This window comes from Streptomyces sp. SD31 (genome assembly GCF_052068475.1).
Taxonomy (GTDB): domain Bacteria; phylum Actinomycetota; class Actinomycetes; order Streptomycetales; family Streptomycetaceae; genus Streptomyces.
The window spans coordinates 424,036-448,642 of sequence record NZ_JBQHCX010000009.1 but is presented as its reverse complement, the minus strand read 5'-3'; the positions used below and the strand labels follow the sequence as shown (position 1 = coordinate 448,642).

Sequence of the window (24,607 nt, the reverse complement as noted above, 5' to 3'; positions counted from 1 at the left end):
ATCGCCTCCAGCACCCGCCGGTACATCGACCCCAGCCGCCGCAGGTTCTCCCGGCTGATCACGTCCGACGTGGAGCCCAGCTGAACGGCCCCGTCAGCGGCCACCACGTTCAGCGGGAACTCGTTGCCGCCGACCTCCCAGGACGCTCCACTGCCGTACGCCTCCGCACCGGCCGGACGGAAGTCCTGGTGCTCGAAGAGCACGGAGACGAGCCGGTCACCGTCTCCGGAGTCGCGCTGGATCGCGGGGAGGGGGTAGCGGCGGTGGGCCCAGATCTCCGTCTCCTGGGCGTAGACCCGCTCCACCCACTCCCGCCAGCTGCCCGAGACGGGCCGAGCGGCCGGGAAAGGAAGGGTGTTGAGGTGCATGCCCAGCACCCGATCCGCGCCCGGCGCCTCCAGACGCCCGTGGTACACGACACCCGCGTGGAAGGCCGCATCAGGCGTCAGCGCCGACAGCACCTTCAGATGCGCCGCCAGCAGCACACTCTTCAGCGAAGTACCGGCCGTCCGCGCCAGCTCCCGCAGGCGCCCCTCCAGGTCCGCGAACGGGACCCGCAGACCGACGCGTTCCGCACCGCTGCCCTCCGGGTCACCCCACCCCTCCGGCAGTCGCAACGGCGCGTGATCGTCCGTCACCGCACGCCAGAAGGCACGGTCCCCGTCACTCGCCACCGACGCCAGCTCGGCCGCGACGAAGTCCGCGTACCGGACGGAAGGCGCCTCGTACGCGGGCACCTCTCCTCCGTCCCGCAGCCGCCGATAGCACTCCAGCAGCTCCACGAGCAGCGTGTTGAGGGTCCAGCCCTCCGTCACCGCGTGGCAGTGGCTGAGGGTCAGGCACCAGCCGGTGTCGGACTCGATGTGCACGCCGAACCGCAGCAGGGGGGCGGTACCCAGGTCGAAGTGGCGGTCGCGCTCGCCCCGTACGTATGCGGCCACGGCCTGCTCCCGCGCCGAACCCCCTCCCGAGACGGCGGGAGTCCGTACGTCATGGATCTCGACGCCGAGGCGCGCCTCGGCGTGGACGAGCTGCAGCGGCTGGGAGTAGCCGGACAGGTGCATCGAGGTGCGCAGGACGTCGTGGCGGGCAACGACGACATCCACCGCCGCTCGGAAGGCCTCCGGGTGGAACGCCTGGTCGTCGGGGATCCGGAAGGAGTTGACGTTGTGGTACACGTCCTTCGTGCCGGGGCCGGCGGCCAGCATCTCGACGAGCATGCCGGTCTGGATCTGCGACAGCGGATAGGCGTCCACCACGTCCGCCGGGAGCGCGGCGCGGTCCTCGTCCCCGATCAGTGCGAACGGCGCCACCCGCGACACCAGTGAGCCCGGTCCCGCCCCCGGTCCTTCCGTGTCCTGGCCGGCCAGGAGGACCGCGAGGTCGGCGACCGTGCGGTGTTCGAAGACGTCGCGGACGGTGACGTCGTGGCCGGCCTCACGCAGGGCGCCCACCAGACGCACCGCAGCGATGGAGTCACCCCCGAGGGAGAAGAAGCTGTCCTCGACGCCGAGTTCGTCCAGGCCGAGGACGTCGGCCCACACCGCCGCCAGCCTCTCCTCCGCCGGAGTCCGGGGTGCCGTGCCACGGTTGCCGGACTCGGAGCCCTGGTCGAGGGCGGCGAGCGCGCGGTGGTCGACCTTGCCGTTGCGGGTGAGGGGGACGGCGTCGATGCGGACGTAGGCCGTGGGGACCATGTAGTCGGGCAGGGCCGCCGCCAGATGGGTGCGCAGGGCGTGCTGGTCGGGGTCCGTTGCGTCGGCCGTGACGACGTAGGCGACCAAGCGCTCCACGCCGTGGGTCGTGCGGCGTACGGCGGCGATGGCCTCGGAGACGGCCGGGTGTCGGCGCAGGCGGGCCTCGATCTCGCCGAGCTCGATGCGGTAGCCGCGCAGTTTGACCTGGTTGTCGATGCGGCCGAGGAAGTCGAGGGAGCCGTCGGGCAGGAAGCGGCCCAGGTCGCCGGTGCGGTACAGGCGGGTGCCGGGCGGGCCGTACGGGTCCGGGAGGAACTTCTCGGCGGTCAGGTCGGGGCGGCCGAGGTAGCCGCGGGCGAGTCCCACGCCCGCGATGTAGACCTCGCCGGTGACGCCGGTCGGGGCGGGCCGGAGGTCGTCCGTGAGGACGTACATCTGGGAGTTGGGGATGGGGTCGCCGAGCGGGATCAGTTCGCCGTCGGGGAGCGTGCCGATGATCTGGCCGGAGTTGCCGATGGTGATCTCGGTGGGGCCGTACTCGGTGGCCAGGCGGGTGCCCTGCGGTCCGGCGAGGGCACGCCAGCGGGCGACCAGGTCGGTGGTGAAGCTGTCGCCGGCGGCGATGACGAGGCCGGCGAGGCCGTGGGCCTGGGCGGGGGTGAGCTGGTGGGTGAGGAGGTCGAGATGGCCGGGCGTGAGCTTGATGAAGCTGAAGGGGGCGTGGGCGGCGAGGGTGCTGCCGAGGGCGGCGGTGTCGAGGTCGGTGGGCAGCAGGGTGACCGGCTGGCCGGTGATGAGGGGGGTGAACAGGTCGGGGATGCCGAGGTCGAAGGAGATGGAGGAGAACAGCGGGGCGCCGCCGGTACCGTGCGCGGCGTAGGCGTCGGTGGTCCAGGAGAGGTAGTTGGCCAGGCCCCGGTGGTGGATCATCACGCCCTTGGGGCGGCCGGTGGAGCCCGACGTGTAGATGACGTAGGCCAGTTGGCTCGGGTCGGGGGTGATCGACGGCGATGTGGTGGGCTGTTCGTCGATGAGCCAGGCGTCCTGGTCGAGGACGGTGAGGGTGCCGTGGTGGACGGCGGACAGGGTGGGCAGGTGGGCGCCGGTGGTGAGGACGAGGTCGGCGCGGGTGTCGGTGAGCATGTAGCCGAGGCGTTCGCTGGGGACGCTCGGGTCGAGGGGGAGGTAGGCGGCGGAGGCCTTCCAGATGCCGAGGAGGGCGGGCACCAGGTGGATGTCGCGGTCCAGGCAGACGCCGACGAGGCTGTCGGGGCCGACGCCGTTCTCCAGCAGATGGTGGGCCATCTGGTTGGCCCGTTCCTCGACCTGGCGGTAAGTCAGCTCGTGGCCGTCGGCGCGGACCGCCACCGCGTCGGGGGTGGCGGCGGCCTGCCGGGTGAACAGGTCGACGGTGGTGGCGCCGCCGCGGTCGACGGTCTCACCGGCCGCCCAGGCGCCCAGGACCAGGGCGCGCTCCTCGTCGGCGAGCATCTCGACGGTGGAGACGCGGGCCTCGGGCGCGGCGGTGAGGCCGTCCAGGAGGCGGAGGTAGTGACCCGCCATGCGGTCGGCGGTGGCATGGTCGAACAGGGCGGTGGCGAACAGCAGATGGGCGTCGAGCGGGCCGTCGGCGGCGTCGGCGATGTCGAGCGTGAGGTCGGTCTTGGCGATGCGGTGGCCGGACTCGGGCGTCACCGTGAGGCCGGGCAGCGCGAGGTCGGGGGCCTGCCGCTCGCGCAGGATGAAGTCGGCCTGGTAGAGCGGGGTGCGGGACAGGTCGCGGTCCGGCTGGAGTTCGTCCACGAGGGTGGCGAACGGCACCGCCTGGTGGTCGAAGGCGTCCAGGACGGTGGTGCGGCCGGCGACGAGGAGCTCGGCGAAGGTGGGGTCGCCCTGCCAGTGGGCGCGAGCCACCAGCACGTTGATGCCGTAGCCGATGAGCTGCTGCAGCTCGGGGCGGCCACGCCCGGAGACGGTCACGCCGACCGGGATGTCGGTGGTGCCGGTATGACGGGCGAGGAGCAGCTGGTAGGCGGTGAGCAGGACGGTGAAGCGGGTGACGCCGTGGGCGCGGGCCACCTCGGTGACGCGCCGGGCGAGAGCGGCGGGGACGGTGAAGGCGACGGCGTCGCCGTGCGGGTCCCGGACCGCGGGGCGCGGCCGGTCGGTGGGCAGCTCCAGCACCGGCAGATCGGCCAACTGCCCCCTCCAGTAGGCGAGGTGGCGTTCCAGGGCGGCACCGGTCAGCTCGCGGCGCTGCCAGGCCGCGTAGTCCGCGTACTGCACGGGCAGCGGGTCCGGGGTGGGCGTCGTGCCCGCGGCGTACGCGGTGTAGAAGGCGCCGAGTTCCTGGGCGAAGACGCCCATCGACCAGGCGTCGCAGGCGATGTGGTGGAAGGTGACGACGAACAGGTGCTCGTCGTCACCGAGCCGGTAGAGGCGGGCCCGGACCGGCCACTCGCCTTCCAGGTCGAAGGGGAGTGCGGCGTCGGCCTCGGCACGGGCCCGGGTCTGGTCGGCGGACATGTCCGTGAGGTCGGCGACCGGCAGCTCGACGGCGCCGGGCTCGTCGACGACCTGGACCGGCTCCCGTCCCGCCAGCGTGTAGCGCGTGCGCAGGATCTCGTGCCGCTCGACGATCAGGGTGAGGGCGGCGCGCAGGGCTTCGGGGTCGAGGGTGCCGTGCAGCCGCATCGCGAGCGGCACGGTGTACTCGGGGCTCGTGGGGTCCATGCGGTGGAGGAACCACAGCTGCTGCTGTCCGAACGACAGCGGCAGCTCCCGCTCCCGCGAGGCGCGCGGGAGCGGGGCTCGGCGTCCACTCCGTCGGCCGGCCAGTCGGCTCCGCAGCAGTTCCTCCCGCAGCGCGGCTGCTTCCCGGTCGTTCGTGGACGGCGTGTCGCCGATGCTCATGGTTTTCCGCTCCTCAACGGGTGTGTCACAGGGCCCGGTTCGTCGGGCGGTTCGTCTTCGGCTCGCGCGGTCAGGCGAGTTCGGAATCGGTCAGCTGGTCGATCTCGGCCCTGATCCGCTCCTCGATCGCCTGGGCCAGCCCGCCGACGGTGGGCTGTTCGAAGACCGTCCGGATGGTCAGGTCGATGTCGAAGGCGTCCTGGAGGCGGGAGGTCATGCGGATGGCGAGGATGGAGTGCCCGCCCAGCGTGAAGAAGTTGTCGTCGGCGCCGATCCGCTCCAGGCCGAGGACCTCGCCCCAGATCTCGGCGATGCGCTCCTCGGTCGGCGTGGCCGGCGCCCGGTGGGTGGCCGCCGTCATGTCGAGGACGGGCAGGGCGCGGTGGTCGACCTTGCCGTTGGCGGTGAGCGGGATCGCCGGGACGACGGCATAGGCGGCGGGCAGCATGTACTCGGGGAGCACCGCCGTGAGTCCTTCGCGTACGGCCGTCAGGTCGGGGTCGGCGGGGCCGTCCGCGACGAGGTAGGCGGCCAGGGATTTCTCCCCCGCGTCGTCGGTGCTCAGCACGACGACGGCGTCCCGCACCCCCGGCTGATCGATCAACGCGGCTCGGATCTCGCCGAGTTCGATGCGGTAGCCGCGCAGCTTGACCTGGTCGTCGATGCGGCCGAGGAACTCGATGGCACCGTCCGGGAGGCGTCGGGCGAGGTCGCCGGTGCGGTACAGCCGGGAGCCCGCCGGGCCGAACGGGTCGGGCACGAAGCGCTCGGCGGTCAGTGCCGGGCGGCGCAGATAGCCGCGGGCCACGCCGTGCCCGCCGACGTACAGCTCGCCCGCGACACCGACCGGGACGGGCTCTCCGGCCGGGTCGAGGACGTACGCGGTGGTGTTCGGCAGGGGGCCGCCGAGCGGCACCGGGCGGTCGTACGGTTCGGTGACCGGGTGGGTGGTGGAGCCGATGGACGCCTCGGTCGGGCCGTACTCGTTGATCAGCCGGTTGTCGCCGAGCGCGGTCAGCCAGTGGTTGGCGGTTCGGGCGGACAGCGCCTCGCCGGCGACCAGCACCGTCCGCGCGAGGTTGGCCGACTGCTCGGCGTCGAGCTGGTGGGCGAGCAGGTCGAGGTGGCCGGGGGTGAGCTTGACGAAGTCGAACGGCCCTGCGTCGGCCAGTGCCTGTCCCAGTCCGGTGAGGTCCAGGTCGGCGGGCAGGACATGCACGGGGCCGCCCGTCATCAGCGGCACGTACACATTGGTGGCGGGCAGGTCGAAGGCGGTGGAGGAGAACAGGGGCGCTCCCTCGTCGCCGCCGGACGTCAGCTCCTCGGCCGCCCAGGCGAGATGGTTGGCCAGGCCGCCGTGGGTGACCATGACGCCCTTGGGGGTGCCGGTCGAGCCGGAGGTGTAGATGACGTAGGCGAGGGCGGCCGGGTCACTGTGGCGGGGCGGGGCCTCGGCGGGGCGTTCCGCGACGGCCTCGCGCTCCTCGTCCAGGAGGACACGCGTGCCCGTGAAACCGTCGGTGGCGGACGCGAGGGCGGACTCGGTGAGCAGCAGCGCCACCCCGCTGTCGGTGAGGACGTGACGCAGCCGCTCGGCCGGGTTGGTCGCGTCGAGCGGGACGTAGGCGGCGCCCGTCTTCCACACCGCGAGGAGGGCGGCGACCAGGTCGGGGCCGCGGTCGAGGCAGACGCCGACGACGGACTCCGGGCCGGCGCCGTGCGCGGCGAGATGGTGGGCGAGGCGGTTGGCGTACGCGTCGAGCTCGCCGTACGACAGGCGTACGTCCCCGGCGAGGACGGCCGGTGCGTCGGGGCGGGCGGCGGCCGTGGCCTCGATGCGGTCGAGGACGGTGCCCGCGGGGAACTCCTCACCGGTCGCGTTCCACTCCCCCAGCAGCCGGGCGCGCTCGGCGTCGGGCAGGATGTCCGCCTCTGCGAGCGGGGTGGCCGGGGCGGCGGTCACGGAAGCCAGCAGGCGGACGAAGTGGTCGGCGAACCGCTCGATCGTCGTGTGCTCGAACAGGGCCGTGGCGTACTCGAGGGCGCCGGTCCAGGTGCCGTCGGCCTCGCGCCGTACGTACAGGGTGAGGTCGGTCTTGGAGACCTGTCGGGCGCCGCTCAGGTAGTCGAGGTCGGTGCGTTCGGGCATGCCGCCGGTGAGCTGCTCGTCGTGCATGTTGAAGGCGACCTGGTAGAGCGGGGTGCGGGACAGGTCGCGCTCGGGACGCAGTTCCTCGACGAGGTGCTCGAACGGCACGTCCTGGTGGGCGAAGGCGTCCAGGCAGGCGGAGCGCACCAGGCCGAGGGCGTCCTCGAAGGACTGTCCGGCCTCCAGCGGGCAGCGCAGCACGAGGGAGTTGAGGAAGAAGCCGACCATGGGCCGCAGTTCGGGGCGGGTGCGGCCGGCGACGGGGGCACCGACGACGACGTCCCACTGCCCGGTGTGCCGGGCGAGCAGGGTTCCGAACGCGGTGAGCAACGTCATGAAGGGCGTGGCCTCGTGGCGGCGGCCCAGCGCGGTCGCGGCCTCGACGAGGGGCTGCGGGATGCTGAAGGTGACGACGGAGCCGTGCGAGTCGCGCTCCGGGGGGCGCGGGTGGTCGGTGGGCAGCTCCAGCGGGGCCATGCCGTCGAGGGTGCGGCGCCAGAAGCCCAGGTCGTCGGCGAGCCGCTCGGTGGTGCGCCACTGCTGCTGCCAGGCCGCGAAGTCCGGGTACTGCACGGGCAGTTCGGGCAGCTCGGGGGTTTCACCGGCGTGCAGGGCGCGGCACAGGGTGCGGAACTCGTCCTCCAGGACGGCCGAGGACCAGCCGTCGCAGGCGATGTGGTGGATGGTGACCAGCAGCAGCTGGTCCTCGCCGGGCGCGCGGCCCAGCAGGGCCCGCCAGACCTGGCCGCCTTCCAGGTCGAAGCCGGCCTCGAACTGCTCGGCGTAGACGGGGACGAGCTCGTCCCGGTCACCGTCGACGACCCGGAGCTCTACGGGCGTGTACGGCTCGACGATCTGCACGGGCTCGCCGTCGCGGGAGGCGTAGCGGGTGCGCAGCGCCTCGTGCCGCATGCCGAGGATGTCCAGCGCGCGGCGGACGGTGTCGGCGGAGATGTCCGGGGAGAGCCGGATGAAGAGGGGTGCCGCCCACTCCGGGCTCTTGGGCTGCATCGCGTCCATGAACCACAGCCGGCGCTGTCCGAAGGACAGCGGGAGTTCCCCGTCGCGGGGCACCGGCGTGACGGCGGGTTCGACGTCGGCGGCGCCGTCCACGAGCGCGGCCTGCTCGCGGACCGTGACCGCGGCGAACAGGTCGGCCAGCACCACCTGGCGGCCGGTGTCCCGGTGCAGCATCTCGGCGAGCTGGGTGAGGATCAGGGAGTGCCCGCCGAGCTGGAAGAAGTTGTCGTCGAGACCGACGTCGGGGACGCCGAGCAGTTCCGACCACGTGGCGCAGACGGCCCGCTCGGCTTCGGTGACCGGAGCGACGTGGGTCGGCCTGCCCAGGGGTTCGGGGGCGGCGGGGGCGACGGCTCCCTCGGTTCTCGCTCGTCCGAGAAGTTCCAGAGCGCCGTCGGCACGCCAGCGGACCTCGTCGCCGGTGCGGTACATCCGGGAGCCCGGCGCTCCGAAGGGGGCGGGCCGCAGCCGGTCGGCCGTGGCACGCGGGTCACCGAGTATGCCGCGCGCCACACCGAGCCCGGCGACGTGCAGCTCGCCCGGCACCCCGGGAGGGCTCGGGTCGCCGTACACGTCGAGCACCAGGGCCCGCACCTTGTCGACCGGCCGCCCGAGGGATACGGCGGTCAGGGCATCGTCCGTGTCGCCGTCCACGGGGCATGCGGTGACGGCGAGGGTGCCACCGTCCGGGCCGTACACCTGCCAGGCCTGGGCGCCGCCCGCGGTGACGGCGGTGACGGCCGCGGGGTCGGCGGGGGCTCCTGCGGCGAGGACGAGGCGGAGGGCGGTGCAGGCAGCCCAATCGCCCTCACTCGCCTGGGAGTTGAGGTCGGGCGCGGAGACCGGGAGGACGGTGACGCCGTGGGCGGCGACCGTGTCGGCGAGGGGGGCCTTGTCGGTGGCCGTCACCACGGTCGCACCGGCGGCGAGGGCGGTGAACAGCGGCCAGTACGTCGCAGGACCGGAGGGCGTGTACAGCACGCGGTCGGCGTCGGACACAGCGAAGCGCCGGGTGGTCCAGCGGACGTGATGCGCGACCGTCGCATGATCCACCATCAGATGCCCGTCGGCCAGTGGGGACACCCAGGCGATGTCGTCGGCTTCGACAGTGACGGCGGGCGGGGTGGCCGCCTTGGCACGCAGGGCGTCACGCTCGCCGTCGAGGGCGATCACCGTGGCCCGTCCGGCCTCGGCGCGCAGGGCCGGGACCGCGTGGTCATGGCTCAGGACGGCTGCCGGCTCGGCGTACCGACGCAGCGCCCGCAGCCCCTCCTCCGGAGCGTCGGCCGACAGCGGCACGACCGCCGCGCCCGCCCGCCAGATCGCCACCAGTGCGGTCGGCAGATCGGCGGAGGGCGGCAGGTGCACGGCGACGAGCGATCCCCGGCCCACACCGGCCGCGCACAACAGGTGCGCCAGCCGGTTGGCCTCCGCGTCGAGCTCCGCGTAACCGATGCCGCGCCCGCCGTCGACGACGGCGGGCCGGTCGGAAGCCTGGGCTGCCAGGTCCGAGAAGAGAAGATGGAGGGGCGACTGACGTGCCACAAGTGCTCCCCGTGGGGTCGTGTGCGGTGGGTGGGCGGGTGGATGAGAGCGGGGTGAGAGCGCGGGGCGGATCCGCGGGCGCGTGGTGAGGCCCCTGCGAGGGGCAGGTGCACAGGTCGGGCGCGGCTACGGAGGGATCGCGGATCGGGACGAGCGGTGCCCCGCAGGCCGGCCGTCCCGCACCGGCCAGATCGCCGGTGCGCCCGCGGGCACCCCGCCGGTGCGCGCGGACGTGGGGCCGTCGCCCGGGTCTGCGCCAGGTCCCGTCGGTCAGCCCGCCGCCTGCTCCGCCATCCGGCGGCGCAGGCTGAGCGGGCGCATGTCGGTCCAGATCTCGCCGATGTGCGCGAGGCACTCCTCCTTGGTGCCACGGGTGCCCTCGGCGTGCCAGCCCGCCGGCAGCTCCCGCTCGGCCCACCAGATGGAGTACTGCTCCTCGTCGTTGAGGACGACGAGGTAGGTCTGTGCGTCGGTGTTCTGCTCGGCCATGTCGCTCCCTGATCGATTGGGTTTCGTCGAACGTTTCGTATCGGCGTCCGGGAGTCTGCGAACCGGCGCTATAGGGCTTCTATATCGGTCGACCCCGGCGTGTAGAGCCGATATAGAAACGCTCCGCAAGCTGTCCGGCGAATCTCATTCCACACGCCGTGCCACGGCGCAGAAGGGAAGGCCGGGATGCCGGACCACCGGAACTGGAAACCGCTGGAGATCACCCCGGCGAGCGTGGGCGCGGATGCCGGCGCCGAAGGCCTCGCCGCGTATCTCGACACCCTTCCTGACCTCGCCGGACTGCTGGTCGGGGAACGTGCGTTGGTGTTCCGGGGCTTCGGCGTCGACCCCGACGAACTCGACACCGTCATGGACCGTGTGCTGCCCGACCGGGCTGCCTATGTGCACGGGAATTCCCCGCGCACCAAGGTCGGGCGAAACGTCTACACGTCCACGGAATATCCGCCGGAATTCGTCATCTCGATGCACAACGAGCTTTCGTATGCGCACCGTTGGCCAACCCGGCTGCTGTTCTTCTGTCACACCGCCCCGGAGACCGGCGGCGCCACTCCCGTGGTGAACGGCGCGCTGTGGCTCGCGTCTTTGGACGACGAGGTGCGTGAGGCGTTCGCCGGCGGCGTGCGCTACACGCAGAACCTGCACGGCGGCCGGGGCCTCGGCAAGAGCTGGCAGGAGACCTTCGAGACGGAGGACCGCGACGCGGTCGAGGAGTTCCTCTCCACCACGGAGGCGGACTGGAAGTGGCTGCCGGGCGACGCCCTGCGCGTCACTCAGGACCGCCCGGCCACCCTGCGTCACCCGGTGACCGGCGAGGAGGTGTGGTTCAACCAGTCCGACCAGTGGCACCCCGCGGCGCTCGGTGCGGACGCGGCCGCGCTGGCCCGGGTGCTGCCCGCCGACGAACTGCCGCAGTCCGTCAGCTTCGCCGACGGCAGCCCGATCCCCGACGCGTATGTGCTGCAGGTGCGCGACCGCGGTCTGGCCGCCGCCGTAGACGTCGACTGGCACCCCGGTGACCTGCTGCTGATCGACAACGTGCTGGTTGCCCACGGCCGCCGCGCGTTCACCGGCAGCCGCCGCGTGCTGGTGGCCATGTCCAGCTGACCGCCTCCAGCCGACCGCCGATTCCCTCAACGCCTGACGGCCGCCGCAGCCCCGTCGGGTGACGCAACCCGCAAGCACACGCCCGAAGGAGACGTTTGCCCATGGCGATACCTCAGCCGGCGGCGATCCCGTCCGACGCGGACGCACACGCACCGCTCTCGTTGACCCTGACCGATCCCGAGCGAGGCGAACTCCGCCTGCTGGCAGAGGAGTTGGCGACGACCGCGCCGGAACTCGTCGACGACGCCAAGTGGGTGGCCGCGGCCCGCGAGCTGTCCGCCCACCTGCCGGCGCGGCTGCGCCAGGTCGTACGGGCCTACCGGCACGACCCCGGCGAGGACGGCATCCTCGTCCTGCGCAACCTGCCCGTGGACCCGGAGGTGCTGCCTCCGACGCCGAGCGTGCCGGAGTCGGTGGAGCGGGAGGCGACGGTTCCGGCCGCCGTCGCCGTACTGATCGCGCAGGAGTTGGGCGAGATCGCCGCCTACCGCAACGAGAAGTCGGGCGCCCTCGTGCAGAACGTGGTCCCGGTGCCGGGCCGCGAGGCGTCGCAGAGCAACGCCGGCTCCACCCCGCTGGAGCTGCACGTCGAGAACGCCTTCCATCCGCACCGACCCGACTTCGTGGGCTTGCTGTGCCTGCGCGGCGACCCCGACAACGCCGCCGGCACGCTCGTCTCGTCGATCCGCCGCGCCCTGCGACTGCTCGCGACCGAGACCGTGCAGGTGCTGCACCAGGAGCGCTTCACCACGGTCCCCCCGCCTTCCTTCCAGTCGGGGGACACGGCCGTCGCCCACGCGGTGCTGACGGGAGACCCTGAGGACCCCAACGTCAAGGTCGACTTCCACGCCACCTCCGCCGTCGACGCGGAGGCGGCGACCGCCCTGGAGCAGCTGCGGGCCGCCTTCGTCGAAGCCTCGACGTCGGTGCCGCTGCGTTCCGGCGAGATGGCGTTCCTGGACAACCGCCTGGCCATCCACGGCCGTACGGCCTTCACCCCGCGCTACGACGGCCACGACCGCTGGCTGCACCGCACCTTCGTCCTCCTCGACAACCGCCGCACCCGCGGCAGCCGCCCCGGCAATGGCAGCGTCCTCGTGTGATCGCGCTCTGTGCGGGCAGACCGCAGAAACGCCCGGCCCTGACCAGGCCTATGTTCTGGTCAGGGCCGCAATGGCAGACGAGTCGAGCTGTTGTACACCGGGTTCCGTTCTCCGGGATCCCCACGCACCCCAGGCAACGGCCATCCCTCTGGGACCGGCGTTGCCGCCGGGGCCTCCTGCGGCCTACCCGCGGACTCGACCGGGCAGCCCGCGAACGTCCCGCAGGGCCGCCTTTCACAGCGGCCCCTCTTGACCTTTGCCGGATCAGCGACGTCGTACGTCAGCCGCTACACGTTGAAGCGGAACTCCACCACGTCCCCGTCCTGCATCACATACTCCTTGCCCTCCATCCGCGCCTTCCCCTTGGCGCGGGCCTCGGCCACCGATCCGGTCTCCACCAGGTCGGCGAAGGAGATGACCTCGGCCTTGATGAAGCCCTTCTGGAAGTCGGTGTGGATGACGCCGGCGGCCTCGGGGGCGGTGGCGCCCTTCTTGATGGTCCAGGCGCGGGATTCCTTGGGGCCGGCCGTCAGGTAGGTCTGCAGGCCGAGGGTGTTGAAGCCGACGCGGGCGAGGGTCGCGAGGCCGGGCTCCTCGGCGCCCACCGACTCCAGCAGCTCCATCGCGTCCTCCTCGTCGAGCTCGGCGAGGTCGGCCTCCAGCTTGGCGTTGAGGAAGATCGCCTCGGCGGGGGCCACCAGGGCGCGCTGCTCGTTCTTGAAGTCCTCGTCGACCAGTTCGTCCTCGTCGACGTTGAAGACGTAGAGGAAGGGCTTGGTGGTGAGCAGGTGCAGGTCGTGCAGGAGCTCGTTGCGCTCGGTGCCCTGGACGATGCCGTGCGCGAAGAGCGTGTCGCCCTTCTCCAGGATCTCCTTGGCCTCCTCGACGGCCTTCACCTTCGGCGCGATGTCCTTCTTGATCCGCGACTCCTTCTGGAGCCGGGGCAGGACCTTCTCGATGGTCTGGAGGTCGGCGAGGATCAGCTCGGTGTTGATCGTCTCGATGTCGTCCTTGGGCGAGACCTTGCCGTCGACATGGACGACGTTCTCGTCCTTGAAGGCGCGGATGACCTGGCAGATCGCGTCGGACTCACGGATGTTCGCGAGGAACTTGTTGCCCAGGCCCTCCCCCTCGGAGGCGCCGCGCACGATGCCGGCGATGTCGACGAAGTCGACGGTCGCCGGGAGGACGCGCTGGGAGGAGAAGATCTCGGCCAACTTGGTGAGGCGCGCGTCCGGGACGCCCACGACACCGACGTTCGGCTCGATCGTGGCGAACGGGTAGTTGGCCGCCAGCACGTCGTTCTTGGTCAGGGCGTTGAACAGGGTCGACTTGCCGACATTCGGCAGACCGACGATTCCGATCGTGAGCGACACGTTGCGACTTCCCGTACGTGAGAGGACTTCAGGGCTGGGCTGGGCTGGGGCCCGGTCCTTCTTCGATCTTCGATGCAGATGATGCAGACGCACGGGCCGATCCCCCAGTCTACGGCGTACCGGACCGGGCCCCGGCGGCCGAGGGTCGGCGTATCGAACAGGTGGCCAAGGTCAGCCCCCGGGCGTGTCTGAGGGCCGATTCACCACATAAACCGACCTAGGTTGGTGCAGTGGAGCCAGACAGGGCGCGACCTGCCGGGTACGACTCGCGACGCGGTACGCCGTCTCCGTTGCCGCCGCAGGCGGCGCGGGGTGGGGGTGGTGTGGGGCGGGGCGCGGGCGGGTTCGCGCGGGGTGAGCGCGGGTGCGCGTAGGACGGGGTCGGTGTGGAGCGGGGCGAAGGTCGTACGAGGCGCGGCGCGGGCGGGTTCGCGCGGGGTGAGCGCGGCGCGGGCGATGCGGGCGGTGCGGGCCGGGTGAGGGGTGTGAGCGGTTCGGATCGGTCCGTCTGGCCGCCCCGGTCGTCCGGCTCCGCCCCGGCGGCAAGCTCCTCCCGCCCCGCCCGGTCATCCCGCGCCACCGGGTCCGCCCAGCCGGCCCGGTCGACCCGGCCCGTCTCCCAGCGCCGCCCGGGTCCGGCCCCGGCGGCAGCGCCGGTACGGCGCCCCGGGCCGTTCCCCGCGCCGCAGACCGCGCGCCGGTTTCCCAACCCCCGGCTCACCGGCCTGGGCGGCGGCCTGTTCTGCGGTGCCGTGATGCTCCTGCTCGGCTACCTCGACGCGCTGCTGTTCGGGTCGTCGCTCACGGTGTACAGCGTGCTGTTCCTGCCGGTGTGCGTGCTGACCGCGGTCTGGGTGCGCAGGGGCGATCTGATGACCGCGCCGGTGGTCGTGCCGATCGCCTTCGCGGTGGGGCTGGTTCCGGTGGCCGACCAGGGCGGGGGGATCGGCGGTCACCTGATGGGGATCGTGACCGCCCTCGCCACTGAGGCCGGGTGGCTGTACGGGGGGACGCTGGTCACCGCTCTCATCGTGACCGTACGAAGGGTCCGCCTGATGGTGCGCAAGGCGGCGGCCCGCCGCCGATCGGTGTGAGCGCCGACCAGCTGTCCTCCCTACGTCCTTGGACGTCCCTGGACGTCCTGGGACTCAGACGTCCTTCAGCTGTCTTTCTCCGCCGCCCGCATCGCCGCCCCCACGATCCCCGCGTTGTTCTGCAGCTGCGCCGGGACGATCTCCGCCTTGATGCCCTCGATGTGGGGCAGGAACTTGTGGGACTTCCGGCTCACCCCGCCGCCGATGATGAACAACTCCGGGGAGAACAGCATCTCGACATGGGCGAGGTACTTCTGGACGCGCTCGGCCCAGTGCTCCCACGACAGGTCCTCGTCCTCCCTGGCCTTGCTGGAGGCGCGCTTCTCGGCGTCGTGGCCATGGAGTTCGAGGTGGCCCAGCTCGGTGTTGGGGACGAGGGTGCCGTCGACGAACAGCGCGCTGCCGATGCCGGTGCCGAAGGTGAGGAGGATCACGGTGCCCCGGCGGTCGCGGCCCGCGCCGAAGTGCATCTCGGCCACCCCGGCCGCGTCCGCGTCGTTGACCACCGTCACCGGCAGCCCGCCGAGACGCTCGCTGAACAACGCGCGCGCGTCCGTGTCGATCCAGCCTCTGTCGACGTTCGCCGCCGTACGGATCGTGGATCCGTCGGTGACCACGCCGGGGAAGGTCAGCCCGACCGGCCCCGTCCAGCCGTAGTGCTCGACGACCTGCTTCACACCGTCGGCCACCCCGTCGGGCGTGGCCGGGTGCGGGGTGAGCACCTTGAAGCGCTCCTGAGCGAGATCGCCCCTGTCGAGGTCCACCGGGGCGCCCTTGATCCCGGATCCGCCGATGTCCAAGCCGAAGATCTGCATGGCCCTACGTTACGACGGCGGACGGACAGTCACTCCCCGGAGTCCGCGGAGCCCTCGCCGGCCCCCGTGCGCTCGGCGACCAGCGCCGCCGCCTCCTCGCGCAGATCGCGGCGCAGCTCCTTCGGCAGGGAGAAGGTGATGGACTCCTCGGCCGCCTTGACGAGCTCGACGTCGCCGTAGCCGCGCTGGGCGAGCCACTCCAGGACCTCCTCGACGAGCACCTCCGGGACGGAGGCGCCGGAGGTGACGCCCACCGTCGTGACGCCCTCCAGCCAGGCCTCGTCGATCTCGCTCGCGAAGTCCACGAGGTAGGCCTCGCGCGAGCCCGCCAGCTTGGCGACCTCGACCAGCCGCTTGGAGTTGGAGGAGTTGCGGGAGCCGACCACGATGACCAGCTCGGCCTCGGCGCCCATCTGCTTCACCGCGAGCTGACGGTTCTGCGTGGCGTAGCAGATGTCGTCGCTGGGCGGGGAGATCAGCTGCGGGAACTTCTCCTTCAGCGCGTCGACGGTCTCCATGGTCTCGTCGACGGAGAGGGTGGTCTGGGACAGCCACACGATCTTCGACGGGTCACGGACCTCGACCTTGGCGACGTCGGCCGGGCCGTCGACGAGCTGGATGTGGTCGGGGGCCTCGCCGGACGTACCGATGACCTCTTCGTGGCCCTCGTGTCCGATCAGGAGGATGTCGTAGTCCTCCTTGGCGAAGCGGACGGCTTCCTTGTGGACCTTGGTGACGAGGGGGCAGGTCGCGTCGATGGTGGCGAGCTTGCCGCGCGCGGCCTCCTCGTGGACGACGGGGGCCACGCCGTGCGCCGAGAACATGACGATGTTGCCCGGCGGGACCTCCTCCGTCCGCTCGACGAAGATCGCGCCCTTCTTCTCCAGGGTCTGCACGACGTACTTGTTGTGGACGATCTCGTGCCGGACGTACACCGGAGCGCCGTACTGCTCCAGGGCTTTCTCGACGGCGATCACGGCGCGGTCCACACCCGCGCAGTAGCCACGGGGGGCGGCGAGCAGGACACGGCGGCCAGGCGAAGCAGTCATGCGTCCCATCGTAAGGGTGCGGTCGGGGGGTCGAAGGTCGTGTGGGTGACGGGTTGGTGGGGAGACTGACGGTGGGCTGTGACGGGTTTTTCGCCCCCGCCGCCCCTACCCGTCCCATCCCAGGGGGCTCCGCCCCCTGGACCCCCGCTCCTCAAACGCCGGAGGGGCTGAGTACTCAGCCCGTCCGGCGTTTGAGGACGAGGCCCGTTCAGGGCCGAAGCGGGGGTCTGGGGGCGCAGCCCCCAGGGGACGGTGGGGGTCCCCCCTCTGGGGGAGGGTAGGGGCGGCGGGGGCGAAACCCCGTGAGGCCGGCCGCGGCCCCGCCAGGCCCCGTTCGGCTGGGCCACGTTGTCGGCGGTGGCCGTTACGCTCGGCGCATGGCTGTGAACACGTCTCCCGAATCGCCCCTGCCCGTCGGTGAGGTGTCGCGGCTCATCGGGGGGTGGATCGACCGGCTCGGGGCGGTGTGGGTCGAGGGGCAGATCACGCAGTTGTCGCGACGCCCCGGCGCCGGCGTCGTGTTTCTGACGTTGCGGGATCCGTCGTACGACATCTCCGTCAGCGTGACCTGCTATCGGCAGGTGTTCGACGACGTCGCCGACGTGGTGAGCGAGGGCGCCCGGGTCGTCGTACTGGCCAAGCCCGAGTGGTATGCGCCCCGCGGCCAGCTCTCCCTGCGCGCCACCGAGATAAAGCCCGTCGGCGTCGGCGAGCTGCTCGCCCGGCTGGAGATGCTGAAGAAGGCCCTTGCCGCGGAAGGGCTCTTCGCGCCGGAGCGGAAGAAGCCGCTGCCCTTCCTTCCACAGCTCATCGGCCTGGTCTGCGGACGGGCCTCGGCCGCCGAGCGGGATGTCCTCGAGAACGCCCGCCACCGCTGGCCCGCCGTCCGTTTCGAGGTGCGCAACGTCCCCGTGCAGGGCGTGCACGCCGTACCGCAGGTCGTGCAGGCGGTGAAGGAGCTCGACGAGATCGACGACGTGGATGTGATCATCGTCGCCCGGGGCGGCGGGAGCGTCGAGGATCTGCTGCCCTTCTCCGACGAGCAGCTGGTGCGGGCCGTCGCCTCATGTCGGACGCCGGTCGTGTCCGCCATCGGGCACGAGCCCGACAACCCCCTCCTCGACCACGTCGCCGACCTGCGGGCCTCCACCCCCACCGACGCGGCCAAGAAGGTCGTACCGGACGTGGGCGAGGAGTACGAGCGGGTGCGGTTGCTGCGCGATCGGGCCCGGCGGTGTGTCGAGGCGTTCGTCGAGCGGGAGGAGCGCGGGCTCGCGCATGCCCTCGCGCGGCCCTCGATAGAGGATCCGCACCGGATGATCGACGAACGCGCCGATCACGTGGCCTCGCTTCTCGACCGGAGCCGCCGCTGCCTCGGCCACCTCCTCGACCGCGCCGAGTCGGAGCTGACGCACACGCACGCGCGCGTGGTGGCCCTGTCGCCCGCGGCGACCCTGAAGCGCGGGTATGCGGTGCTGCAGAAGGCCGACGGGCATGTGGTGCGTGACCCGGCCGAGGTGACGGCGGACGAGGCGCTGCGGGCGCGGGTCGCCGAGGGAGAGTTCTCCGTACGAGTCGGTGGTCCGAGCCGTCGAGTCGACGGTCCGAGTGATGCACAGAGCGGTGCACAGAGCGATGCATAGGGTGGGCGAATGACCAGCAAGGTGGAAGAGGCCCTCGGGTACGAGCAGGCCCGGGACGAGCTGATCGAGGTCGTACGGCGGCTGGAGGCGGGCGGTACGACGTTGGAGGAGTCCCTCGCGCTGTGGGAGCGGGGCGAGGAGCTGGCCAAGGTGTGCCGGCGTTGGCTGGACGGGGCACGGGCGCGGCTGGACGCGGCGCTGGCCGAGGAGGCCGCGGCCGAGCGGGGAGACGGCGGGGCCGAGTCGTAACACCGGGACGGTTGCGGCCGCGGCGGTGACTGTGAAGCGGATCACCACACCACGCCTTTTGTTGAAGCTTGAACTTGTCTCGCGTACCGTCGACGACGACAACCGGTCCCCGGTCCGTTTACGCGCACCCCGCCACATCCCGAGAAGGTTCACGCATGTCTCTCGTTCTTGACTCCGCCGCCCAGGACCTGCTGTTCCGCGAGGCCCGCACCGCGAACTCCTTCACCGACGAGCCGGTGACCGAGGAGCAGGTCCAGGCGATCTACGACCTGGTCAAGTACGGCCCCACCGCCTTCAACCAGACCCCGCTGCGCATCACCCTGGTCCGCTCCGCCAAGGCCCGTGAGCGCCTGGTGCAGCACATGGCCGAGGGCAACCAGGCCAAGACGGCCGCCGCCCCGCTGGTCGCGATCCTCTCCGCGGACAACGAGTTCCACGAGGAGCTGCCGACCCTGTTCCCGGCCTTCCCGCAGGCCAAGGACCTCTTCTTCAGCGAGCGCGCGGCCCGCGAGAACGCCGCCGGGATGAACGCCGCCCTGCAGGCCGCGTACTTCATCGTCGGCATCCGCGCCGCCGGTCTGGCCGCCGGCCCGATGACCGGCTTCGACTTCGAGGGCGTCCGCAAGGAGTTCCTGGACGACGACCACACCCCGCTGATGGTCGTCAACATCGGCAAGCCGGGCCCCGACGCCTGGTACCCGCGCTCCCCCCGTCTGGCGTACGACCAGGTCATCACGACGGTCTGACCGACCCGAGCACCCGGCGGGCGCTGAGCCCGCACATACGAAAGGCCCCCCGGCGGTGTCGCGGGGGGCCTTTCGTCGTCAGCCGAGTCGTACGCGGACGGTGGTCACTCCGCCTTCAGCGCCTTCGCCATACGTGTCAGCTGCTCGAACGACGCCGTTCCCGCCACCACGGTCGTCGCGCCCTTCTCCTGGTGCACGAGGGCGTCGTACCGGCCGCCCGTGTACCGCGTCCACGTCCGGTCGCCGATCTCCTCGGTGACCTTGGTCGCCTGTCCGCCCTGGGTGGCTTCCTCCAGGAAGGTCGCGGGCTTCTCAGCCGACTGCTCGACCTGCACGTACTCCCCGCCGGGGATGTGGAAGCCGAGGTGCCACGCGTCGAAGTCGTCGCCCTTGAAGCGGACGGAGGTCGCCTTCCAGGAGTCGGGCAGGCCCTGGGGCGCGACCACGGGGTAGGACGCCGCACGGCGGGCCGTGAGCAGCTCGACGCGGTAGTCGACCCGCGGGAGGTCGGGAGCGCCGTCCTCATGGGGAACGAAGAGATAGATGACTCCCGCCGCGAGCAAGGTCACTCCCAGGGAGAGGACCATGTTGCGGACCGACTTCTGCTTGCCGTTCGAACCTGCCACGCCCCTATCGTCGCAGGTGCCCCGGCTGCTCATCCGTGGGGCCCCCTGCTCATACTGCGCGCCCGAGGATAGAGTCAGGGCGGTCACCCTCATCCGGCCGTCGTCGTATCAGAAAGGTGCGCTCCGATGACCGAGAATCATCATCATCTTCCGTCCGAGCTCGAAGTACCCAGCGAAGCCCCCGACCGCAACCTCGCCCTGGAACTGGTCCGCGTGACCGAAGCGGCGGCGATGGCCGCGGGCCGCTGGGTCGGGCGAGGCGACAAGAACGGCGCCGACGGTGCCGCGGTGCGCGCCATGCGGACCCTCGTCCACACCGTGTCGATGAACGGCGTCGTCGTCATCGGTGAGGGCGAGAAGGACGAAGCACCGATGCTCTTCAACGGAGAGCGGGTCGGCGACGGGACCGGGGCCGAGGTCGACATCGCCGTCGACCCGATCGACGGGACCACCCTGACCGCGAAGGGCATGCCCAACGCGATCTCCGTGCTCGCCGCGGCCGACCGAGGGTCCATGTTCGACCCGTCGGCCGTCTTCTACATGGACAAGCTGGTCACCGGTCCCGAGGCCGCCGACTTCGTCGACATCAACGCGCCCGTGGAAGTGAACATCCGCCGGGTCGCCAAGGCGAAGCGGTCCACGCCGGAGGACGTCACCGTCGTCATCCTCGACCGGCCTCGCCACGAGGGCATCATCAAGGAGATCCGGGACGCGGGTGCGCGCATCAAGCTGATCTCCGACGGCGATGTCGCCGGGTCCATCTACGCACTGCGTGAGGGCACCGGCGTCGACATGCTGCTCGGCATCGGCGGTACGCCGGAGGGGATCATCTCGGCCTGTGCCGTGAAGTGCCTCGGTGGAACCATCCAGGGCAAGCTGTGGCCGAAGGACGATGAGGAGCGGCAGCGGGCGATCGACGCCGGGCACGACCTGGACCGGGTGCTGATGACCGATGACCTGGTCGCCGGGGACAACGTGTTCTTCGTCGCGACCGGGATCACCGACGGTGAGTTGCTGCGGGGTGTGCGGTACCGGTCGGAGACCGCGACCACCGACTCGATCGTGATGCGGTCGAAGTCGGGGACGGTGCGCAGGATCGACTCCGAGCACCGGTTGCGCAAGCTGCGGGCCTACAGCGCGATTGATTTCGACCGCGCGAAGTAGGTGCACACAGCGCCTGATAGCTCGGGAGTGCGGATGATCGGCGACTGCGAGTTGTCTGTGGTTGATCGCGCAGTTCCCCGTGCCCCTTAGGTCGGCCCGCTTCCCTGAGCCAAAAGGGCGCCCCCGGTGCGGAGGGGGCGCCCTTTGTTGCTCCTCAGCCTGCCTGCGCTATGCGGTCCGCCGTCCTCGCCGCCTTCTTCAGCTCCATCTCGCGGCGGCGGCGCCTCGCCAGGACCACTCGGCGTTCCGCTGCGGTGAGGCCGCCCCAGACACCGTACGGTTCGGGCTGGAGGAGGGCGTGTTCGCGGCACTCGACCATGACCGGACAGCGGGCGCAGACTCGCTTGGCAGCCTCCTCGCGGGAGAGGCGAGCCGCGGTGGGCTCCTTTGAAGGGGCGAAGAACAGGCCGGCCTCGTCGCGGCGGCATACGGCCTCTGTATGCCACGGGGCGTCTTGGTCCCTGTCTCGCACTGGCACCCGCTGGGCCGGAACGGCAGCTACCTGCAGGGACGAATGCGGCGGTTGCAGCACGGTCTACTCCTGACGACGGCTTCGCGAGCGAGAGACGATGCAGCAAGGTCTACCCGCTGTGCGCGCGCCTATGCAGCCAGTTCCGAACCGCTGGATTTCGGGGGGTCGTGCGCGCCGCCGCGGGGCGACCGGGAGGGCCGTGGAGCCGGGACGACTACGACCCGATTCGCAGTCGTCAACGATCCAGATGCTTGCGCAAACCCTTGTCGACCTTGCGCTGGACGCGGTCGAGAATGTCCGCGACGAGCTTCCCCCGCTTCGGCCGGCCCTCGATGTTGCCGAGCACGGCCCAGCCGTCGACATGGACGACCGGCGCCTGGGGGTCCTCCGCGTCGAGCGTGTCCACCTCGAAGTTGCCGAGGACGCCGCCGCCCGTGCCGCGCAGCGAGACGTTCTCCGGGACGCGGACCTCGACGCTGCCGAAGACCGATATCGCGCGGATCACGACCTGCTGGTACTCGAAGAGTGCCTCACTGAGGTCTATCTCCACGCTGCCGAAGATCGCGTACGCATGGATACGGCGACCCGCGCGCCAGCGACCCCTGCGGACGGCGCTGCTGAAGACCGCGACCACGTTCTCGTCGGGGTCGGCGGGGATCGCGCCGGGGGTGGGGCGGCTGGGGGCGGGCACATACGGCGCGCGGCGCACGTGGGCTGCGGGCAGGTCCCGTATGAAGACATCCAGCTCACCGACCGTCTTCGCCGCCAGTACGCCCTCGACTCGCTCGGCGTGCTCATCGGCGGTGAGGCGGCCCTCGGCCAGGGCCTCGCGCAGGATGTCGGCGATCCGGTCGCGATCGGCGTCGGAGGCGCGGAGCTCGGTGACGTCGGTGACACCGGAGACACCGGAGACACCGGAGGCATCGGAGGCGGTGGGCGCGGGGCGCTTCTGAAGGTCCACGGCAAGCAGCGTACCGAAACACGATAGATCGCGATACCCCTGTGGATGACGAACTGAGCCTTACCTCACAAGCTTCCGGCCTTGGACAGGTTCTACGCTGATGAGGCCGCCAATGGAGGCGGCTGTCGTCTGTCGAGTGAGGAATGGGCTGAGATGCCTGAGTTCGCGTACACCGATCTGCTCCCCATGGGAGAGGACACCACCCCGTACCGGCTGGTGACCTCCGAGGGTGTCTCCACCTTCGAGGCCGACGGGCGGACGTTCCTCAAGGTCGAGCCCGAGGCGCTGCGCAAGCTGGCCGAGGAGGCCATCCACGACATCCAGCACTATCTGCGGCCCGCCCACCTGGCTCAGCTGCGGCGCATCATCGACGACCCGGAGGCGTCCAGCAACGACAAGTTCGTCGCCCTGGACCTGCTGAAGAACGCGAACATCGCGGCCGCCGGCGTGCTCCCCATGTGCCAGGACACCGGTACGGCCATCGTGATGGGCAAGCGCGGCCAGAACGTGCTGACCGAGGGCGGCGACGAGGCGGCGCTCAGCCGCGGCATCTACGACGCGTATCTGAACCTCAACCTGCGCTACTCGCAGATGGCTCCGCTCACCATGTGGGAGGAGAAGAACACCGGCTCCAACCTCCCCGCGCAGATCGAGCTGTACGCCACCGACGGCGGCGCCTACAAGTTCCTGTTCATGGCGAAGGGCGGCGGCTCGGCCAACAAGTCCTTCCTCTACCAGGAGACGAAGGCCGTCCTGAACGAGGCCTCCATGATGAAGTTCCTGGAGGAGAAGATCCGTTCGCTGGGTACGGCCGCCTGTCCGCCGTACCACCTGGCGATCGTGGTGGGCGGTACGTCCGCCGAGTACGCGCTGAAGACCGCGAAGTACGCCTCCGCGCACTACCTGGACGAGATCCCGGCCGAGGGCTCGCCGCTCGGGCACGGCTTCCGGGACAAGGAGCTGGAGGAGAAGGTCTTCGAGCTGACGCAGAAGATCGGGATCGGGGCGCAGTTCGGCGGCAAGTACTTCTGCCACGACGTGCGGGTGGTGCGGCTTCCGCGGCACGGTGCTTCGTGTCCCGTCGCCATCGCCGTGTCCTGCTCCGCCGACCGTCAGGCCGTCGCGAAGATCACGGCCGAGGGCGTCTTCCTGGAGCAGTTGGAGACGGACCCGGCGCGGTTCCTGCCGGAGACGACCGACGAGCACCTGGAGCAGGACGGGGACGTCGTCAAGATCGACCTCAACCAGCCGATGGACGACATCCTCGCCGAGCTGACCAAGTACCCGGTCAAGACCCGGCTTTCGCTCACCGGCCCGCTGGTCGTGGCCCGCGACATCGCGCACGCCAAGATCAAGGAACGCCTCGACGCGGGCGAGGAGATGCCGCAGTACCTGAAGGACCACCCGGTCTACTACGCGGGCCCGGCGAAGACGCCCGAGGGCTACGCCTCCGGCTCCTTCGGGCCGACCACGGCCGGCCGTATGGACTCCTACGTCGAGCAGTTCCAGGCGGCGGGCGGCTCCAAGGTGATGCTGGCGAAGGGCAACCGGAGCAAGCAGGTCACGGACGCGTGCGGCACCCACGGCGGCTTCTACCTGGGCTCCATCGGCGGCCCGGCCGCGCGCCTCGCCCAGGACTGCATCAAGAAGGTCGAGGTCGTCGAGTACGAGGAGCTCGGCATGGAGGCCGTCTGGAAGATCGAGGTCGAGGACTTCCCGGCGTTCATCGTGGTCGACGACAAGGGCAACGACTTCTTCCAGGACCCGGCGCCCGCGCCGACGTTCACGTCGATCCCGGTCCGGGGCCCGGGCCTGGCGTAGTGCCTTCGGGGCGGCGGGGATGGCCTGCGGCGGAGCCGCTGATGGACACCACGCCCCCGCCGCCCCTACCCGTCCCGTCCCCAGGTGCTCCGCCCCTGGAACCCCGGTCGGCCTGAACGGCCTTGTCCTCGAACGCCGGACGGGCCGAGATGAATCAGGCGAGTTCTTCGTCCTCCAGCCGGTAACCCTGACCCCGCACCGTCGTGATCCTCGACGCGCCCAGCCGAAGGGTTTGGTCAGGTAGTCGTCGGCGCCGCCCTCAAGGCCGTGGACCGTGTCGGCGACGGTGTCCCGGGCCGTGAGGATGACGACCCGGGAGGGCACTGGACGCCGCACGCAGGCGGGTGACCACGGTGAAGCCGTCCTCCCCGGGCAGGCCGATGTCCAGGACCACAGGTCGTATCTGCCCGACATGGCCGCGCGCCGGGCCCTCTCCCCATCGGTCACGACGGTGGTGCGGGGGCCACGATGCCGAGCTCGGCCGGCACTCCGAGAAGCAATGAACCCGCCTCTCTCATGTTCCTCATCCGGGGGAACCGGACGGCCCCCA

17 protein-coding genes are annotated in these 24,607 nt (G+C 71.1%); 8 read left to right on the top strand and 9 right to left on the bottom strand.

Annotated features, from left to right (window positions below; all coding sequences use genetic code 11):
* From ACTMVF_RS22090 to ACTMVF_RS22080, 3 genes are all read right to left on the bottom strand, one after another.
* The coding region (locus tag ACTMVF_RS22090) for an amino acid adenylation domain-containing protein (RefSeq protein ID WP_441272798.1) at positions 1 to 4,610 on the bottom strand (4,610 nt) is incomplete at its 3' end.
* Between the two features lie 70 nt (positions 4,611 to 4,680).
* On the bottom strand, positions 4,681 to 9,324 hold the full coding sequence (locus tag ACTMVF_RS22085; RefSeq protein ID WP_441272797.1) for an amino acid adenylation domain-containing protein: 4,644 nt from the start codon (positions 9,322 to 9,324) through the stop codon (positions 4,681 to 4,683).
* 270 nt (positions 9,325 to 9,594) lie between these two features.
* The gene (locus tag ACTMVF_RS22080; RefSeq protein WP_441272796.1) at positions 9,595 to 9,813 is read right to left on the bottom strand and encodes an MbtH family protein; all 219 of its coding nucleotides are present in this window, start codon (positions 9,811 to 9,813) and stop codon (positions 9,595 to 9,597) included.
* 186 nt (positions 9,814 to 9,999) lie between these two features.
* Between ACTMVF_RS22080 and ACTMVF_RS22075 the strand changes: the two genes are divergently transcribed.
* Positions 10,000 to 10,938, top strand: coding sequence for a TauD/TfdA family dioxygenase (locus ACTMVF_RS22075; protein WP_441272795.1), 939 nt, complete (start codon positions 10,000 to 10,002; stop codon positions 10,936 to 10,938).
* A gap of 101 nt (positions 10,939 to 11,039) precedes the next feature.
* Positions 11,040 to 12,041: a TauD/TfdA family dioxygenase gene (locus ACTMVF_RS22070; protein ID WP_441272794.1), complete on the top strand. Its 1,002-nt coding sequence runs from the start codon at positions 11,040 to 11,042 to the stop codon at positions 12,039 to 12,041.
* Between the two features lie 287 nt (positions 12,042 to 12,328).
* Here the strand turns inward: ACTMVF_RS22070 and ychF are convergent, their stop codons facing one another.
* Complete coding sequence (gene ychF, locus ACTMVF_RS22065; protein WP_441272793.1) at positions 12,329 to 13,417, bottom strand: redox-regulated ATPase YchF; 1,089 nt, start codon at positions 13,415 to 13,417, stop codon at positions 12,329 to 12,331.
* A gap of 485 nt (positions 13,418 to 13,902) precedes the next feature.
* Here ychF and ACTMVF_RS22060 point away from each other — a divergent pair, with 485 nt between their 5' ends.
* Positions 13,903 to 14,511: a DUF6542 domain-containing protein gene (locus ACTMVF_RS22060; protein WP_441272792.1), complete on the top strand. Its 609-nt coding sequence runs from the start codon at positions 13,903 to 13,905 to the stop codon at positions 14,509 to 14,511.
* A gap of 65 nt (positions 14,512 to 14,576) precedes the next feature.
* Here ACTMVF_RS22060 and ppgK read toward each other — a convergent pair whose 3' ends face one another.
* Both ppgK and ACTMVF_RS22050 read right to left on the bottom strand, forming a co-directional pair.
* The gene (gene ppgK, locus ACTMVF_RS22055) at positions 14,577 to 15,326 is read right to left on the bottom strand and encodes a polyphosphate--glucose phosphotransferase (protein ID WP_441272791.1); all 750 of its coding nucleotides are present in this window, start codon (positions 15,324 to 15,326) and stop codon (positions 14,577 to 14,579) included.
* A 29-nt stretch (positions 15,327 to 15,355) separates the two neighbouring features.
* Positions 15,356 to 16,375, bottom strand: a complete 1,020-nt coding sequence (locus ACTMVF_RS22050; RefSeq protein ID WP_441272790.1) for a 4-hydroxy-3-methylbut-2-enyl diphosphate reductase — start codon at positions 16,373 to 16,375, stop codon at positions 15,356 to 15,358.
* A gap of 377 nt (positions 16,376 to 16,752) precedes the next feature.
* Between ACTMVF_RS22050 and xseA the strand changes: the two genes are divergently transcribed.
* The 3 genes from xseA (at position 16,753) to ACTMVF_RS22035 (ending at position 19,013) form a co-directional block, all read left to right on the top strand.
* On the top strand, positions 16,753 to 18,018 hold the full coding sequence (gene xseA, locus ACTMVF_RS22045) for an exodeoxyribonuclease VII large subunit (RefSeq protein ID WP_441272789.1): 1,266 nt from the start codon (positions 16,753 to 16,755) through the stop codon (positions 18,016 to 18,018).
* Between the two features lie 9 nt (positions 18,019 to 18,027).
* Entirely contained in the window at positions 18,028 to 18,267 is a 240-nt protein-coding gene (locus tag ACTMVF_RS22040; RefSeq protein WP_441272788.1) for an exodeoxyribonuclease VII small subunit, read from the top strand.
* Positions 18,268 to 18,422: 155 nt separating this feature from the next.
* On the top strand, positions 18,423 to 19,013 hold the full coding sequence (locus ACTMVF_RS22035; RefSeq protein ID WP_441272787.1) for a malonic semialdehyde reductase: 591 nt from the start codon (positions 18,423 to 18,425) through the stop codon (positions 19,011 to 19,013).
* Between the two features lie 104 nt (positions 19,014 to 19,117).
* Here ACTMVF_RS22035 and ACTMVF_RS22030 read toward each other — a convergent pair whose 3' ends face one another.
* Positions 19,118 to 19,639 (bottom strand): DUF4245 domain-containing protein, encoded by a 522-nt coding sequence (locus tag ACTMVF_RS22030; RefSeq protein ID WP_441272786.1) that lies wholly within the window; start codon positions 19,637 to 19,639, stop codon positions 19,118 to 19,120.
* Between the two features lie 126 nt (positions 19,640 to 19,765).
* Here ACTMVF_RS22030 and glpX point away from each other — a divergent pair, with 126 nt between their 5' ends.
* Complete coding sequence (glpX, locus tag ACTMVF_RS22025) at positions 19,766 to 20,803, top strand: class II fructose-bisphosphatase (RefSeq protein ID WP_441272785.1); 1,038 nt, start codon at positions 19,766 to 19,768, stop codon at positions 20,801 to 20,803.
* Positions 20,804 to 20,957: 154 nt separating this feature from the next.
* Here the strand turns inward: glpX and ACTMVF_RS22020 are convergent, their stop codons facing one another.
* The gene (locus ACTMVF_RS22020; protein WP_388802369.1) at positions 20,958 to 21,335 is read right to left on the bottom strand and encodes a WhiB family transcriptional regulator; all 378 of its coding nucleotides are present in this window, start codon (positions 21,333 to 21,335) and stop codon (positions 20,958 to 20,960) included.
* 175 nt (positions 21,336 to 21,510) lie between these two features.
* Positions 21,511 to 22,236 (bottom strand): DUF1707 SHOCT-like domain-containing protein, encoded by a 726-nt coding sequence (locus ACTMVF_RS22015; RefSeq protein WP_441272784.1) that lies wholly within the window; start codon positions 22,234 to 22,236, stop codon positions 21,511 to 21,513.
* A 153-nt stretch (positions 22,237 to 22,389) separates the two neighbouring features.
* Here ACTMVF_RS22015 and ACTMVF_RS22010 point away from each other — a divergent pair, with 153 nt between their 5' ends.
* Positions 22,390 to 24,057, top strand: coding sequence for a fumarate hydratase (locus tag ACTMVF_RS22010; protein ID WP_441272783.1), 1,668 nt, complete (start codon positions 22,390 to 22,392; stop codon positions 24,055 to 24,057).
* The last annotated feature ends 550 nt before the right edge of the window (positions 24,058 to 24,607 follow it).

What these genes read in the sequence shown, in the direction of transcription:
- ACTMVF_RS22080 (WP_441272796.1), bottom strand. Translation starts at nt 9,813, where the DNA reads ATGGCCGAGCAGAACACCGACGCACAGACCTACCTCGTCGTCCTCAAC.
- ACTMVF_RS22070 (WP_441272794.1), top strand. Translation starts at nt 11,040, where the DNA reads ATGGCGATACCTCAGCCGGCGGCGATCCCGTCCGACGCGGACGCACAC.
- ACTMVF_RS22010 (WP_441272783.1), top strand. Translation starts at nt 22,390, where the DNA reads ATGCCTGAGTTCGCGTACACCGATCTGCTCCCCATGGGAGAGGACACC.
- ACTMVF_RS22050 (WP_441272790.1), bottom strand. Translation starts at nt 16,375, where the DNA reads ATGACTGCTTCGCCTGGCCGCCGTGTCCTGCTCGCCGCCCCCCGTGGC.
- xseA (WP_441272789.1), top strand. Translation starts at nt 16,753, where the DNA reads ATGGCTGTGAACACGTCTCCCGAATCGCCCCTGCCCGTCGGTGAGGTG.
- glpX (WP_441272785.1), top strand. Translation starts at nt 19,766, where the DNA reads ATGACCGAGAATCATCATCATCTTCCGTCCGAGCTCGAAGTACCCAGC.
- ACTMVF_RS22040 (WP_441272788.1), top strand. Translation starts at nt 18,028, where the DNA reads ATGACCAGCAAGGTGGAAGAGGCCCTCGGGTACGAGCAGGCCCGGGAC.
- ACTMVF_RS22035 (WP_441272787.1), top strand. Translation starts at nt 18,423, where the DNA reads ATGTCTCTCGTTCTTGACTCCGCCGCCCAGGACCTGCTGTTCCGCGAG.
- ACTMVF_RS22075 (WP_441272795.1), top strand. Translation starts at nt 10,000, where the DNA reads ATGCCGGACCACCGGAACTGGAAACCGCTGGAGATCACCCCGGCGAGC.
- ppgK (WP_441272791.1), bottom strand. Translation starts at nt 15,326, where the DNA reads ATGCAGATCTTCGGCTTGGACATCGGCGGATCCGGGATCAAGGGCGCC.